The sequence below is a fragment of the Pedobacter aquatilis genome, assembly GCF_032678425.1.
GTDB lineage: Bacteria > Bacteroidota > Bacteroidia > Sphingobacteriales > Sphingobacteriaceae > Pedobacter > Pedobacter aquatilis_B.
On the sequence record NZ_JAVTSG010000003.1, the window covers coordinates 24,289 to 38,216 of the forward strand.

Here is a 13,928-nt window from a genome sequence, read left to right on the forward strand (position 1 = left end):
TAAGTACTGATGCGTTTTAAAGATGTAAGATGATGAGAAAAATATTATTACTAAGTGTTTCATTACTATTGATGGTTAAAATTGCCGCTGCACAGCAGGATGCGCAATACAGCCAGTATATGTTTAACGGCATTTATATTAATCCAGCTTATGCTGGTTATAAAGAGGTATTAAATGTTCATAGTTTCTATCGTACACAATGGACTGGCATTCAGGGGGCGCCACGGAGTATGGCCTTAGCCGTGGATGCAATTGCCAATGATGGAAACGTTGGTTTAGCGCTTCAGGTTGCGAGCGATAAATTGGGTGCGCAAACCAACTTGAGTGTTTACGGAAACTATGCCTACAGAATAAGAATGAACGATGATGGCAGTTCGAGGTTGGCGTTGGGTGTTGGCGCAGGTATGGTTAATCTTTCAATAGATGGTTCGATGTTAAACCCAAACCGTCCGGAAGTTGGTCAGCCAATTGGAACGGAAAGTACAATTGTTCCTGATGCAAGGGCAGGTGTTTATTTCTCGAATGATAAATTTTATGCGGGTCTATCAGCCGATAATTTAATTTCTCAATATATTGATATAGATAGATATGCATTTATCCCTCAACCCAAACCACATTATTATTTAACTGCCGGCGCATTGCTACCCATCAATCAGGATTTTCAGGTTAAACCTTCACTATTAATTAAAGATGATAGGGGTGGACCAACCAGTTTAGATGTGAATGCTTTTTTAATGATAAAAGACTTAATCTGGTTGGGTGGTTCTTACCGCACAGGTATTAAATTGTATGATAAGAGTTACCTGCAAAGAGATTTATCGCCACTTAATTCGGCAACTGCAGCGATACAAATCTTCCCTTCACAAAAGTTAAGAATTGGATATGCTTATGATTTCTCAGTTGGTCCTTTGCAAGGCTATAGCGGTGGAACTCACGAAATTTCGATTGCATTCTCGTTTATTAAACCGAACGTAAGAATGAGTACACCAAGGTTTTTTTAATGGCTGAACAAAATAATTTATTTTAATTATTAAGAAACGATGAATAAATTTCTACCACATATATCACTGCTGTTTTGCCTCTTCATTTTTTTTGGCAATCGGGCTAATGCACAATACGCTTTAAATGATGCCAATCAACAGTATGGGCTTTTTAACTACAGCAAAGCTGTTGAGCTTTATCAGCAAGCGTATAAAAAGAAACCAACGCTTTTTGTTGCAGAACGAATTGCAAAATCTTATGCCTTGATGAATGATTTTCGTCAATCAGAAAAATGGTATGAAACCATAAGTAAAATGCCTGAAGCTAAGCCAGAAGATATTTTAGGTTATGCAAAGGCGTTGCAAATCAATTCCAAATATGCTGAGGCGAAAATTCAATATCTAAATTATGGTAGTAAGGCAAAAGATGCAGTCAAAAAAGATTTAAACATTTGGGTTGCCTCTTGCGATTCGGCTGTGAAATGGATGCAACATCCAATGGCTGTTAAAATCCTTAACCAATCTGAATTAAACAGTGCTCAATCTGATTGGGGAGCTGTAAAATATGAAAATGGTTTTGTGTTTACATCAGATAGAATTAACAAAGTTTTAAACTCAGCAGAGAAACCCAGTAAGCCTTTTTTAAGATTTGATGGGGTAAAATCAATAGATAAAAATACTTACGGATGGACAGGGCATAACTATCTGAGTTTATATTTCAAACCATCCATCAGCGATACCTTACGTCATTTCGCTATCAATACCGGAACAGATTATCATGTTGGTGCGGCTAGTTTTACCGCTGATGAGAAAACCATATTCTTTACACTAACCAAAGTTCCGGATGAGTTGAAAAACCTGAAAAATAAATCGTACACCATTAACGTAGAAACTTACAGCAGTACAAAAGATGCTTCTGGGAACTGGACTAAGCCCGTTTCATTTGCTTACAATAAGGTGAACAATTACTCCGTTGGCGATCCGTTTATCACACCTGATGGAAAAACATTGTATTTCTCTTCGAATATGCCAGGTGGAAAAGGTGGAGCTGATATTTATTTCTGCGTGAAAAATGCAGATGGCAACTGGGGAAATCCGGTGAATTTGATAGATGTTAATACCGATGGAAATGAGCGTACACCATTTTTGGATGCAAAAGGCAATCTGTATTTTTCTAGTGATGGTAGGATTGGCATGGGCGGTTTGGATATTTATTTTGCACAATGGAACAACAACCATTTCACTAAAATTCAAAATTTAGGTTATCCAATCAATTCTGCTCAGGATGATTTTAGTGCTAAACTAAATGAAAAGGGCGAGGTTTACTCTTTCTCTTCAAATCGTGCTGATGGTTTGGGTAGTGATGATATTTACACCGTTCAATTTCCTCCACAATTGGTTTTTAAACTTGATGGAAAGGTTAGTGCTAAAAAGAATAATCAGCCAATAGCTGGTGCAAAAATTTTATTAACCAAAGCTGATAAACAAACCTTAACTGCCGAAACCGATGCAAATGGTTTTTACAGTTTTACATTGGCTAAGGATTCTGATTATACTATTTTAGCAAATAAAGTAGGTTACTTTGCCGAGGTAGGCGCAGCAACCACCAAAAATCTTACAAGCTCTGCAACCTTACATCAAAACTTCAGTTTAGATGCTATCGAAATTAACAAGGCGATAAGACTTGAGAATGTTTTCTACGATTATAATAAGTGGGACATTCGCCTGGATGCTATGGTTGATTTGGATAAACTGGTTAATATTTTACAATTAAATCCGACCATTAATATTGAGCTGAGTTCGCATACGGATAGTAGAGGTAAGGATGCTTATAACTTGACGTTATCTCAAAAAAGAGCAGAGTCAGCAGTGCAATATATTGTATCAAAAGGCATCAGTAGGAGCAGAATTGTTGCTAAAGGTTACGGCGAAACAAGGCCGGTAAACAGATGCCTTAACGGCGTGAAATGTTCGGAAGCAGAGTTCCAACAAAATAGAAGAACAGAATTTAAGATAACCAGGCAGTAATTCAACAAAAAAGCCGCAATTTACATTGCGGCTTTTTTGTTAGCGAGGTTTATATTCTTTCTTTGCCGCTATACTTTAGCTGCAATTCAGGATTTTTGGCATATTCATCCCAAAGCTCATCAATTGATTTTCCAGATAGCTTGACCCAGGTATCCTTAGTGTAGGTTTTGTTTCTTAATTCTTTATCCATTTCAATGATTAAACCCGGTTTAACCTTTTGGTCTATCCATTCAAAAAAACGAGCGGTTACACGATAGCTGTTTTCATATTTCTTCTCGTTCTGTTTCTCGGTAAGTTCAGGTAACTTCCATTTCGAGCCAATATTATCAACGCCATATCTGTAGCGGATAAAATCGGCTATGCCTTCGGTAAGCCAAACCGGACCAGAGCCATAACCATAACCTTGAACCAGGTGCATACCTTCATGGGTTACAATATCAATATCTGTAGGATGTGCATTCATATATGTAGTGCTGAATAGAATGCGGTTGCCGCTTGCTTCTGCAACGCCTTTGTAAGCTGTATCTGTTACAAATAAAACCTGATGTGTTGTTTTTGGATTGAATGTACTCACCAAAGTAGGAAATACCTTAAAATAAGTTTCGATAAGCTCTTTCTGAATTACAGGATTAAATGCTGAATTTTTGTTGATGAAAACGAGCTGATAATCCTCGTTTTTTATGGTATCAACCGATGTCCAGTTTTTATGAAGTGCCTGTTGTAAATTTGTCTGGAAATTATCAAAATTCTTTTTCTTTTTTATCCAATTGCTGTTTACCACAATTTCTCCTGGTATCGCTTTTAAAGTAAATTTACTTGCGGTATCAATAACCCGCATGGTTACTTCTCTTTTTGTTCTGTAACCATCTGCGGCAGCAAAAGCAGGGTAAGTTTCCATAAATGCTGCATTTACTTTTGCAGTATCTAAACTTACTTTAGTACTGTTGTCAATTGTGATCGCATAAGGTCGCGGTGCATTACGACGCTGAGGTTGTGTAGTACCAGTATTATTTGGGCTCGTTTGCGCAAAGGCGGCAGCCGAAAGCATGGTTAAAAGTGCCATGCCAGATATCTTGTTTAACATAGGGATTAAATTTTGGCTAAAAATAAGCGATGTTAAAAAGATATCCTGTAAAAATGAAGCTACAAATTATGCTTAGACCGCTATAGCGCTGTTGAGAGTTGAAAATAGAAAGTTGTGCCTTTATCCCATTCACTGTGCAGCCAAATAGAGCCTCCATGTCTTTCAATAATTTCTTTACAGAGATACAAACCAATTCCAAAGCCTGCAATTGAGCCCATATGCTGATTTTTTACACGGTAATATCTTTCAAAGATGTATTCCTGGTCTTCTTCAGCAATTCCCATACCTCTGTCTTCTATTGAGAAAATGATATCATCGGCTTTTACTTCGTAATTAAGGGTTATTGTAGAACCCATAGGTGAATACTTTACTGCATTGCCAACCAAATTCTGAATAACCTGACCGATTTTATCTCTATCGGCTTTTATAAATATATCGCCTGAAGTTTTGAATTCTAGCTTATGCGTATGAACGGTTGAGCAAAGCTCAGACTCAAGCTCGTTAAAAAGTTGTTTTATATTAAATGACGAAGTTTCAATCGCCATTTTTCCCGATTCTAATCTCGATACATTTAAGAAACCATTAATCATGGAAGTCATACTTCTGATTTGTTTAAGTGCTTTCTCTAAAACACCTTCCAAGCCTTTATCATCTTGCTTAATTGCTGTTCTTTGCAGAAGTTGAATGTAAGCGTTTAATGAAGTTAGCGGTGTTTTCAGTTCGTGGCTAACCATGCTGATGAAATCATCCTTGCGTTGTTCGTCTTTCTTTTGTTCGGTTACATCGCGTAGCGTTCCGTTTAAACTTAAGGCTTTTCCGTTTGCATCGAAGGTAGTGCGGCCAATGGCCTGTACAGTTCTTATTTCGGCTGTCGGGTTGGCTCTAATTCTATAATCAATGGTATAACGGCCACCAGATTCCTCAATCAGTGCTTCAGAAATTGCCTGGCTTACATATTCTCTATCTTCCTCGTGTATTGCAGAAATGGCTATTCCTAAGTCTAACTTTTCATCACTAGCTAAACCGAACCAGCTTTTCAGTAAATCATTTCCAGAAAAAAGATTGCTATCAGGTTCGTAATAAAAAGTGCCTAGTTCTCCGGCATCAATAGCCATAGAAAGCATTTGTTGTGCTTTTTCGTGCTCTCGAGAAGCCAGTATTTGTTTCGTAATCTCTTCTAATATAACCAGTACGCCTGTTATTTGTCCTGATGAAGATTTAATCGGCTGATAAATAGAATTTACAAAAGCTTCGCGTAATCCATTTTCATGGTATAACATCACCTTGAAAACATTATTTACTTTAGCTATTCCGGTTTCGTAAACATCTCTTAACCATTTGTTTACGGGCTGTCCTTTTAATTCGGGCCTTGCAAGTTCATGCGGTTTCCCTAAAACATCGGCTTCATTACGCCCCCAAATTCCTAAAATAACTTTATTTGCAATTTCTATAACTAAATCATCGCCTTCAAGTACGCAAATACCTACGGGTGCTTGTTCGATAATGGTTCTTATGTGCTCCCTGCTATCCGCAAGCATAACCATCGATTTATTCAGCTCCTCATTTGTGGAAAGTAATTCTTCCACCGTGGCAGCCATTTCTTCGGTAATTGCTTGTTCTTCTTCTTCTTTTTCACTTAAAAGGAGTAACGATGCCCTTCTTTGAGAAACATCTCTGGCGGTGTGGATGATGCAATATGTTTTTTGATTATCATCGAGCAATGCCCTATATTCAAAATCAAAATAAAAGGTTTGTAGTTCGCCATCAACCACTAAATCTGCAGGGGTATCAGAAGCATAATAACTAACGCCTGTTTTCCAGACATTCTTCAGCAAATCGGTGAAAGGCTGGCCTACTATTTCCGGAATGGCCTCTTCAAAATGCTTACCTACAACGGAGCGTTCTTTACCCCAAATGTTAAGCATTGCGTTATTTGCAAAGCGGATAAATAAATCATCGTTTGTATAAATGGCAGTAGCTTCCTGTGTATTTTGTAGTACCTCCAGAAGCATATTATCGCTGAAAGCCTTGGCAAAGTTATTTTTAGAATCGGTCATAAACTATAACAAAGATAATGATTGCATTTTAAGCTTTAAAAAATTAGGAGTCATTATTGTTTGTGAATATCTGATATATTCATCCTCAGAAAAATTGAAACAAGTCTGATACTGAGAATTAATACTGAGTTAATCTTACTTTTTGATTATAGATGTAAATTCGCTTTTGATATAAATATAAAATGAAAGCATCGGGTATAGAAATAGAAGTGAAAATTGCAGAAGGATTTACCTCTAAATTAAGTAACCGGATATTTTTTGCAGATACGCAAGCGGATACTGTTCATTCAAAAATTGATGCAATTAGTACCGATTATCTTTTAAGATGCAGGCATAATTTAAAAAATGCCATTTCATTAGCATCAGCCATGGTGCTTTAAATTTATACGCTAATTTACCGATTGAGAATATTGAAGGGTATTAGAACCTGTTTCGTTATTGGTGTTGATGTATAATTTTATGGCATCAATGGTTTCTTTTGGCGCAGTAATGTGTGGGTAATGCCCGGTTGCATTTAACAAATGAATACTGTTGTAAGGCGTTTGTCTTTTGATAAAATCTCCAACGGATAATGGCACAATAATATCATTATCATTCAACAATGTAATACTAGGTGTTTTCAGATGTTGTAATTTATCTCTGTAGTCACAATTGAAAGTAGCCATTGCAAATTCTAGTGCAACTTTAGGGTTCATGGCTTCAAAACATTGTTGCAGAAATTCGGTATGTTCAGGTTTTTCGGGATTACTCATCGCGTTTGGTGCTAAATATTTTGCCCAACCTAGGTAATCTTCTGCCATAAATTTGAATAAATCATTTACTTGGTCTCTTTCAAAACCACCAAAGTAAGATTCATCGTTAATATAGCGTGGAGAAGGACCGATGAAGATTAATTTACTAATAACATCAGGCATTTGAATGGCGGCAAGTACGCCAATCATTCCACTTACCGAGTGGCCAATAAAAATAACGTCCTCTAAATTTAAAGCTTCAATAATGTCTACAACATCACAAGCGTAACCTTCTAATGAAGAATATTTGTGATAATCATACTGATTGATATCAGATTTTCCTGAACCAACGTAATCGAACAATACAATTTTATAGTCTTCCAGAAATGCATCGGTTATGAACTTCCAAGTTCGCTGATCGCATCCAAAACCGTGCGCCATCATTAAAACTTTGTTTCCTTTACCAATTATATTTACATGATTTCGCTCTAAGATATTATTCATATTGTATTCCTGTATTTATCTAATTAAAAATAAATATAGGTACAATATTCCTTACAGGTGCACTTATAGGTTTTCTAAGCTAAATATTACAAAAAGATAAAAAAAGTAAGAAGGAAGTGGTGTTAGAAAACTCGGAAGTTTAGCATTATCTAATCGTTGCAGTAGGATTGACCAATCTCCAAACCATTCTTTGACCTCATTGGAACAATTTCTCCAGATTGAAGATAAACTTTATACAGAGGTAGTCCATCTGCAGGTGAGGTTTCAGTGCTGATGGCTGAAATTACCCCACAAATTTTTTTCTTGCATCCACTGCTAAAAATAATTAGCAATAGAAAAAGCAATACTAAACGCTGCTTATTCATTATCGTTTACACTTTTATAAATTATAGATATCTCCGATGTGAGTTTCTATAACATCAATAAATTTAACTTTCCCCGCATACCAAGTTCTTGGCGATGAAAATGCGTCTATAATTTTGTCGACTTTATTATCTTGTGTTTTTGTCAACTGTTTATATTCGTAAGCTATAACGTAAGAATTCATATCTCCGTATCCCTGAAGACATTGAATTTTTTTTAAAAAGGATTTTAAGAGGTTTAATTTAGCCAGCGCTTCCATATGTACAAAATTAGCAATATGCAATTTTCCGCTTACCGTAATATTACCCTTTTAAAACAATAAAGAATTTTGCAGGGTAATTCTTTACAATAATTGCTGTATTTTAATGTATTCGTGATATATGTCAAATACTATTTTTCCAATTCTTATCTGTGATTAAATACTTCAATGTAGGTGTGCCTATATTTGTGTATAAATCTTATTAGCGCTATGGTTGGATTAATAGAAAGACACAAAACACATGCATTTATCGAAAAAATAAAACTTGAATGGCCAGGTTTTATTGACGGGGTAAGGTTTGTGAGTAACAGTTTAGTTTTTATTCAACTATTAGAAAACATTGATGAGTATTCTTTTACATCGAGTTTAATGCCAAAGCTCGGTGCGCTTGTTGATTTTAATCATGCTCTTGAGATTTTTATCTTGAACAATGACGGAGCGTCTCTGGACCAGCTTCGTTTCAATTGCCATGAAATTGGCGTAAGTGCTTAATTACGCCAATAATTCATTTATAATAGAAACCCTTTATGCTTTTTTTCTTGGTTTTTTGCTTTCAGTAGCATCACCTACAAGTAAGGTTGCAATTAGTTCAAACTTATCTGGTTGTGCGTTATATTCATCGGCCATGGTTTCCCATTTCTTTAATTCTAACTGAGCATTTTCAACTTCAACCTTTAATAACTCTATCTTGTTTTGCAATAATTTGCTAATGTTTTGATTTGCCATACCGCAAAATTAAAGGCTTTTGTGTTTCTTTTTTATCCGGTTCTGTTAAGAAATTGTAAGTGCTTAATCTACAGAAAGAAAAAATATAAATCGAAAATTTAATGGCTTTAAAGATGTTTTTTTAGAAATGTGAATTTCCTTTAAGCGCATTTGCGAAAGAAAATATTTTGCTTGATAATCATAAGCTTAGCAAAAAAGTGGGCCTAATATGATTATTTATTGTGCAGATATCAATTAGATGATTACTTTTGCAGCGGAAAGCTGGCAGAGTGGTCGAATGCGGCAGTCTTGAAAACTGTTGACTGTCATAGGTCCGGGGGTTCGAATCCCTCGCTTTCCGCATCAAAAAAAGGAGATTTTTCAATCTCCTTTTTTCATTTAAATACGTTTTATAAATGTATTCACAGCGTATTTCTTCCTGAAATTGTCTAAAGCATGTAATTACAATTCCTTCAATTTGCTTAAGATTCAAGCGCTGCGTACCTTCATGTATAAATGAAAATTATGGAAACAGAAAAAGCAATATTGGCAGGTGGATGTTTTTGGGGCGTAGAAGAGCTTATCAGGCATTTGCCTGGTGTAAAGTCTACTGTAGTTGGATATACAGGCGGTGATGTGCCAAATGCAACATATAGAAATCACGGAACGCATGCAGAGGGAATAGAAGTTGATTTTGAACCTTCGGTATTATCATACAGAAAACTTCTTGAATATTTTTTCCAGATTCATGATCCAAGTACTAAAAACAGACAGGGCAATGATGTTGGCACATCTTATCGTTCTGCAATTTTCTATTTATCGCCAGAGCAAGAATCTGTTGCAAAAGAATTAATTGCGGAGATGGATGCTTCAGGTATTTGGCCCGGTAAGGTTGTAACGGAGGTTGTGCCGGCAGGCGATTTTTGGAATGCAGAAGAAGACCATCAAGATTACCTTCAAAAGATTCCCTACGGTTATACCTGTCATTTTGAACGGCCAGACTGGAAACTAGCTTAGAATTGTAGAAATAATCATTTAGTGATTTTTGGTAATTCTAATGCTTTCCGTTTTAGCATTCACAAACTTAGCAACGTGGACAACTGTAATGACCAATAATATTCCGACAATTGTTTTAAGTAATGGAAGTATATGCTCTTTCATGCGATTAATTTCTACGAAAACGCATAAAGCTGTTGTAATGCTACAGTTAATATGATAATTTGCTGTTAAAATTGAAAATACCTAACAATGAAAATTGCCACCTATAATGTTAACGGTATAAATGGGCGTTTGCCGGTTTTACTGCGCTGGTTAGAAGAAACCCAGCCAGATGTTGCCTGTTTACAAGAGTTGAAAGCTCCGGATGAAAAATTTCCACTTGAAGCAATAAAAAATGCAGGCTATAATGCAATTTGGCATGGACAAAAAAGTTGGAATGGCGTAGCAATACTTGCCAGAGGAAAAGAAATTAAAGAATTAAGGCGAGGTTTGCCTGGTGATGATGAAGATTTGCAAAGTCGTTACATTGAAGCAATGATTGATGATGTAGTTATTGCTTGTTTATATTTACCAAATGGAAATCCGGCACCGGGTGTAAAATTAGATTATAAAATGGCTTGGTTAGAGCGTTTATCAAAACACACTCAAAAGCTTTTGGATTTTAATTTGCCTACCGTAATTTGTGGTGATTTTAATGTGATACCAACAGATTTTGATGTTTATAAACCTGAAAGGTGGGTGGATGATGCGCTCTTTAGACCAGAAGTAAAAACTGCATTTCATAACATAATTGCACAAGGATGGACCGATGCTTTGCGAAAGCTTTATCCAGAGGATAAAATTTTTACTTTTTGGGATTATTTCAGAAATGCCTACGGCAGAGATGCAGGCTTAAGAATTGACCACTTTTTGTTAAATGCTAAACTTTTGGAGCGATTAAAGCAAGGTGGAGTAGACAGGCAGGTTAGGGGATGGGAGAGAACAAGCGACCATGGTCCGGTTTGGATAGAAATACTTTAGCACTTTTTTGTGTGACGGATTTTTTACTCTGTAATTTTTTTGACGTGTAAGATTTAGAAGACATTTTTAACTGAAATAATGGTTACATTAAGCTTATTAAAATCTAAAGCTTATGGATATCCTCAAAAATCAGAAGAAAATTACGGCCTTTTTAAATAAAATTAAAGCTGAATGGCCAGGAGTTGTAGAACGTTTTGAGTTTAAAACTGCCACGGTTATCTATGTTCATCTTAAAGAAGGAATTTCCAGCATAGATTTTTTAGGAAAACTTTCGAGAAAGATTGAGCGATTTGTTGATTTTTCAGAACCAATTATTTTATATCATATTGAAAGTGATGGAATGAATCTTCGTTCACATCCAATAAATTGGTATTCTTCTATAAAATAGATTAAAATAAAAAATGGAGGACATCAAATATCCTCCATTAACAAACAATTAATCAGTGTTTATCAAAACAGTAATTAATGAAGTGTAAGATTAAGTATTTTTTCTAATACATGCAAAGTATTTTTAATTCTATTTTAGAATAAAAACAAAAAATGCAGAATCTTTAGATTCTGCATTTTTTGTTTTTATCTTATTGGCTTTCTAGCAATAAACTTTTTTGGAGGTTTTGAGGCCTTATTAGGCTCATCTTCAGATATTTTAATGTTTAAAACATTTCCTTTGTATGATTCTCCGTTAAGGATGGAAATAACCTTTTGAGCATCATCAATTTTAAGCATTTCTACAAAAGCGTAACCTTTACATTTATTTGTAGCCCTATCGCGAACAACTTTAATGGTTTCGATATTTCCGTAGAGACCAATAAGCATGGCCAAATCCATTTCACTAATATCAGGTCGCAACCCGCCTACAAAGAGCTTCGTCATAGATAATCGGTCTTATTTTGTTTTAGAGATGCAAGATAATTTTTTTAAGCTGAACAAACAAGCAATAATTCTTCAATTGCTCCACTAAATCGATTTATCTATTTTATTTGAATTGCTAGAACCTAAATTTTAGTTCTGAAAGCGTTTAAAATAGATATCGAAAGGCAATCTTTCAGTTTTAGGAAATGTTAAAGGCCTGATTAAAAGTTAATAAAACTTAAATTTTGAATTAAAACTTTAAAAGGGAACGGTTGTTGTAATGAATTAGAAAATTTATAATTTAAAAATAAAAGTTATGAAACTTTACAAATCAATCCCTTTACTGGCGCTTTCCATTATCCTGGTTTCAGGATGTGTAAGTAATAAGAAATACGCCGAATTACAAACTACTTTCGATAAATTGAGAGAAAGAAATCAGGAGTTAAGCAACAAATATCAAGATAGTCAAAGAGAGCTTACAGGTGCAACCAGCCGCGTTAAAAGCTTAGAAGAACAAATTGCATCAGAAAAAGCAAACACTGCTGCATTGCAAGATGCTTTAACTAAATGTTTAAATTCAAGTAATCAAGGTAATGTTAATATTTCTAAGTTGGTTGATGAAATTAACAGTTCAAATAAATACATTAAGCAATTAATAAATGCCAAAAACAAAAGTGATTCACTCAATATGGTTCTTACCAATAATTTAACCCGTTCATTAAGTAGAGAAGAATTGGGTGATGTTGATGTTCAGGTTTTAAAAGGCGTAGTTTACATTTCTTTAGCTGATAACATGCTGTACAAATCTGGTAGTTATGAAATTTCTGATAAAGCTGCTGAAACCTTAAGTAAAATCGCAAAAATTATCAAAGATTACGATACTTACGATGTATTGATTGAAGGTAACACGGATAATGTGCCAATTGCGCAAACTAACATTAGAAACAACTGGGATTTAAGTGCTTTAAGAGCATCTTCTGTTGTTCAAACACTACAAACCAAATTTGCTGTTGATCCTAAACGTTTAACCGCAGGTGGTAGAGGTGAGTATAACCCAATTGCAGATAACAATACACCTGCCGGGAAAACTAAAAATAGAAGAACGCAGATTATTATTACGCCGAAATTAGACCAATTTATGGAACTAATTGGCAAAGCACCAGAACAACCTGCTGCTACTGCACCAAAACAATAATTCTGATTATCAATTATATGAACCTTCCGATGAAAATCGGGAGGTTTTTTTGTTTCAAACTCATATGAAAAATCTCTATAATTCACTTTATAACGATCGGTAATCTCAATAAATAATTACCTCATTGCTTCAAAATCAATCAATAATTTTAATTATTAAGCAGAACTGTTTAAAATTATGTATTATTTGTTAGTTGTATTAAGATGATATACATTACATTTATCGGTTACTTAGTGTAAACGTCACACTTTTTTATGCAAAATGTTTTAAAATATTTTAAAATTAATATTCTGTAAATCAGTATTTTGTGTGAATTGAGTAAAAATAATTGTGTTTTTTATTCAATTTAACACTTATCAATTATCTTTTTTTAAAAATATATATATATTTGTTCTTACCCTTTCGAGGGTATGTTTTTCATAGGTAGATGTAGGGTCAGAACTTTGTTCTGGCCCTTTTTTGTTTTGTCAAATTTATAAAGCTTATTTTTGTAACTGATATGGATAAAAAGAAAATAATTGTTGCCGTAACAGGCGCAAGCGGCTCGATATATGCAAAGGTACTTTTTGATAAGTTGAAAGCGCTAAAATCACAAATAGAAGCAGTTGGCGTTGTAATGAGCGATAATGCGAAGGAAGTTTGGCAGTTTGAACTAGGAAATAACGATTACGGAAACTATGATTTTAAATTTTACCACAAAAGTGATTTCAACGCACCATTTGCGTCTGGCTCTGCCAAATACGATACAATGATTATTATACCTTGCTCTATGGGTACGCTCGGTAGAATTGCGCATGGTATTTCTAATGATTTAATTTCAAGAGCTGCAGATGTAGTTCTAAAAGAGCGTAGAAAACTAATCGCTGTTGTTAGAGATACACCTTTCAGCTTAATTCACATCAACAATATGAAAGCCGTTACCGAAGCAGGCGGAATTATTTGTCCGGCAAACCCATCGTTTTATAGTTTACCCAAAACGATGGAAGAGGTTGCAGATACGGTTGTAAGCAGGGTTTTAGATTTAGCAGGTTTTGAACAGAAAAGCTACCGCTGGAATGAGGATTAAACTTTGTAATTTGTTATCTTACTGTAAGGTTATAGCAATCTAAAATCGTTAATCAACAATCTTAAATCAAAATTGTATCTTTGCA

At 35.0% G+C, this 13,928-nt stretch carries 17 protein-coding genes and 1 tRNA gene; 10 read left to right on the forward strand and 8 right to left on the reverse strand.

Annotated elements, in window-relative coordinates:
- The first annotated feature begins 29 nt into the window (after positions 1–29).
- Complete coding sequence (locus R2Q16_RS10010; RefSeq protein WP_316736796.1) at positions 30–1,001, forward strand: type IX secretion system membrane protein PorP/SprF; 972 nt, start codon at positions 30–32, stop codon at positions 999–1,001.
- 39 nt (positions 1,002–1,040) lie between these two features.
- Positions 1,041–3,008 carry an OmpA family protein gene (locus R2Q16_RS10015; RefSeq protein ID WP_316736799.1) on the forward strand — a complete coding sequence of 656 codons (1,968 nt, stop codon included), beginning with the start codon at positions 1,041–1,043 and terminating at the stop codon, positions 3,006–3,008.
- Between the two features lie 49 nt (positions 3,009–3,057).
- Here R2Q16_RS10015 and R2Q16_RS10020 read toward each other — a convergent pair whose 3' ends face one another.
- Both R2Q16_RS10020 and R2Q16_RS10025 read right to left on the reverse strand, forming a co-directional pair.
- Complete coding sequence (locus R2Q16_RS10020) at positions 3,058–4,092, reverse strand: basic secretory protein-like protein (RefSeq protein WP_316736800.1); 1,035 nt, start codon at positions 4,090–4,092, stop codon at positions 3,058–3,060.
- An 80-nt stretch (positions 4,093–4,172) separates the two neighbouring features.
- Complete coding sequence (locus tag R2Q16_RS10025; protein WP_316736803.1) at positions 4,173–6,149, reverse strand: ATP-binding protein; 1,977 nt, start codon at positions 6,147–6,149, stop codon at positions 4,173–4,175.
- 182 nt (positions 6,150–6,331) lie between these two features.
- Between R2Q16_RS10025 and R2Q16_RS10030 the strand changes: the two genes are divergently transcribed.
- A complete protein-coding gene (locus R2Q16_RS10030) occupies positions 6,332–6,529 on the forward strand; it encodes a hypothetical protein (protein WP_316736805.1) in 198 nt (65 codons plus the stop codon).
- Positions 6,530–6,538: 9 nt separating this feature from the next.
- Here R2Q16_RS10030 and R2Q16_RS10035 read toward each other — a convergent pair whose 3' ends face one another.
- The 3 genes from R2Q16_RS10035 to R2Q16_RS10045 form a co-directional block, all read right to left on the reverse strand.
- The gene (locus R2Q16_RS10035) at positions 6,539–7,384 is read right to left on the reverse strand and encodes an alpha/beta hydrolase (protein WP_316736808.1); all 846 of its coding nucleotides are present in this window, start codon (positions 7,382–7,384) and stop codon (positions 6,539–6,541) included.
- A gap of 149 nt (positions 7,385–7,533) precedes the next feature.
- On the reverse strand, positions 7,534–7,749 hold the full coding sequence (locus R2Q16_RS10040; RefSeq protein ID WP_316736810.1) for a hypothetical protein: 216 nt from the start codon (positions 7,747–7,749) through the stop codon (positions 7,534–7,536).
- A gap of 14 nt (positions 7,750–7,763) precedes the next feature.
- Positions 7,764–8,006 carry a hypothetical protein gene (locus tag R2Q16_RS10045; protein ID WP_316736812.1) on the reverse strand — a complete coding sequence of 81 codons (243 nt, stop codon included), beginning with the start codon at positions 8,004–8,006 and terminating at the stop codon, positions 7,764–7,766.
- Positions 8,007–8,216: 210 nt separating this feature from the next.
- On the opposite strand from R2Q16_RS10045, the gene R2Q16_RS10050 reads away from it, so the two are divergent.
- Positions 8,217–8,498 (forward strand): hypothetical protein, encoded by a 282-nt coding sequence (locus R2Q16_RS10050; RefSeq protein ID WP_316736814.1) that lies wholly within the window; start codon positions 8,217–8,219, stop codon positions 8,496–8,498.
- Between the two features lie 33 nt (positions 8,499–8,531).
- On the opposite strand, the gene R2Q16_RS10055 is transcribed toward R2Q16_RS10050, so the two are convergent.
- Positions 8,532–8,732 (reverse strand): hypothetical protein, encoded by a 201-nt coding sequence (locus R2Q16_RS10055; protein ID WP_316736815.1) that lies wholly within the window; start codon positions 8,730–8,732, stop codon positions 8,532–8,534.
- A 255-nt stretch (positions 8,733–8,987) separates the two neighbouring features.
- On the opposite strand from R2Q16_RS10055, the gene R2Q16_RS10060 reads away from it, so the two are divergent.
- Both R2Q16_RS10060 and msrA read left to right on the forward strand, forming a co-directional pair.
- Positions 8,988–9,072, forward strand: a tRNA-Ser gene (locus tag R2Q16_RS10060).
- A 164-nt stretch (positions 9,073–9,236) separates the two neighbouring features.
- Entirely contained in the window at positions 9,237–9,728 is a 492-nt protein-coding gene (gene msrA, locus R2Q16_RS10065) for a peptide-methionine (S)-S-oxide reductase MsrA (RefSeq protein WP_316736816.1), read from the forward strand.
- 18 nt (positions 9,729–9,746) lie between these two features.
- Here the strand turns inward: msrA and R2Q16_RS10070 are convergent, their stop codons facing one another.
- Positions 9,747–9,872 (reverse strand): hypothetical protein, encoded by a 126-nt coding sequence (locus tag R2Q16_RS10070; RefSeq protein WP_316736817.1) that lies wholly within the window; start codon positions 9,870–9,872, stop codon positions 9,747–9,749.
- 87 nt (positions 9,873–9,959) lie between these two features.
- Between R2Q16_RS10070 and xth the strand changes: the two genes are divergently transcribed.
- On the forward strand, positions 9,960–10,730 hold the full coding sequence (gene xth / locus R2Q16_RS10075) for an exodeoxyribonuclease III (protein ID WP_316736818.1): 771 nt from the start codon (positions 9,960–9,962) through the stop codon (positions 10,728–10,730).
- A 112-nt stretch (positions 10,731–10,842) separates the two neighbouring features.
- Positions 10,843–11,118, forward strand: coding sequence for a hypothetical protein (locus R2Q16_RS10080; protein ID WP_316736820.1), 276 nt, complete (start codon positions 10,843–10,845; stop codon positions 11,116–11,118).
- A gap of 185 nt (positions 11,119–11,303) precedes the next feature.
- Here the strand turns inward: R2Q16_RS10080 and R2Q16_RS10085 are convergent, their stop codons facing one another.
- A complete protein-coding gene (locus R2Q16_RS10085; protein ID WP_316736822.1) occupies positions 11,304–11,603 on the reverse strand; it encodes an RNA-binding protein in 300 nt (99 codons plus the stop codon).
- 295 nt (positions 11,604–11,898) lie between these two features.
- Between R2Q16_RS10085 and R2Q16_RS10090 the strand changes: the two genes are divergently transcribed.
- Complete coding sequence (locus R2Q16_RS10090) at positions 11,899–12,777, forward strand: OmpA family protein (protein ID WP_316736823.1); 879 nt, start codon at positions 11,899–11,901, stop codon at positions 12,775–12,777.
- 499 nt (positions 12,778–13,276) lie between these two features.
- Positions 13,277–13,843 carry a UbiX family flavin prenyltransferase gene (locus tag R2Q16_RS10095; RefSeq protein ID WP_316736825.1) on the forward strand — a complete coding sequence of 189 codons (567 nt, stop codon included), beginning with the start codon at positions 13,277–13,279 and terminating at the stop codon, positions 13,841–13,843.
- Positions 13,844–13,928: the final 85 nt, after the last annotated feature.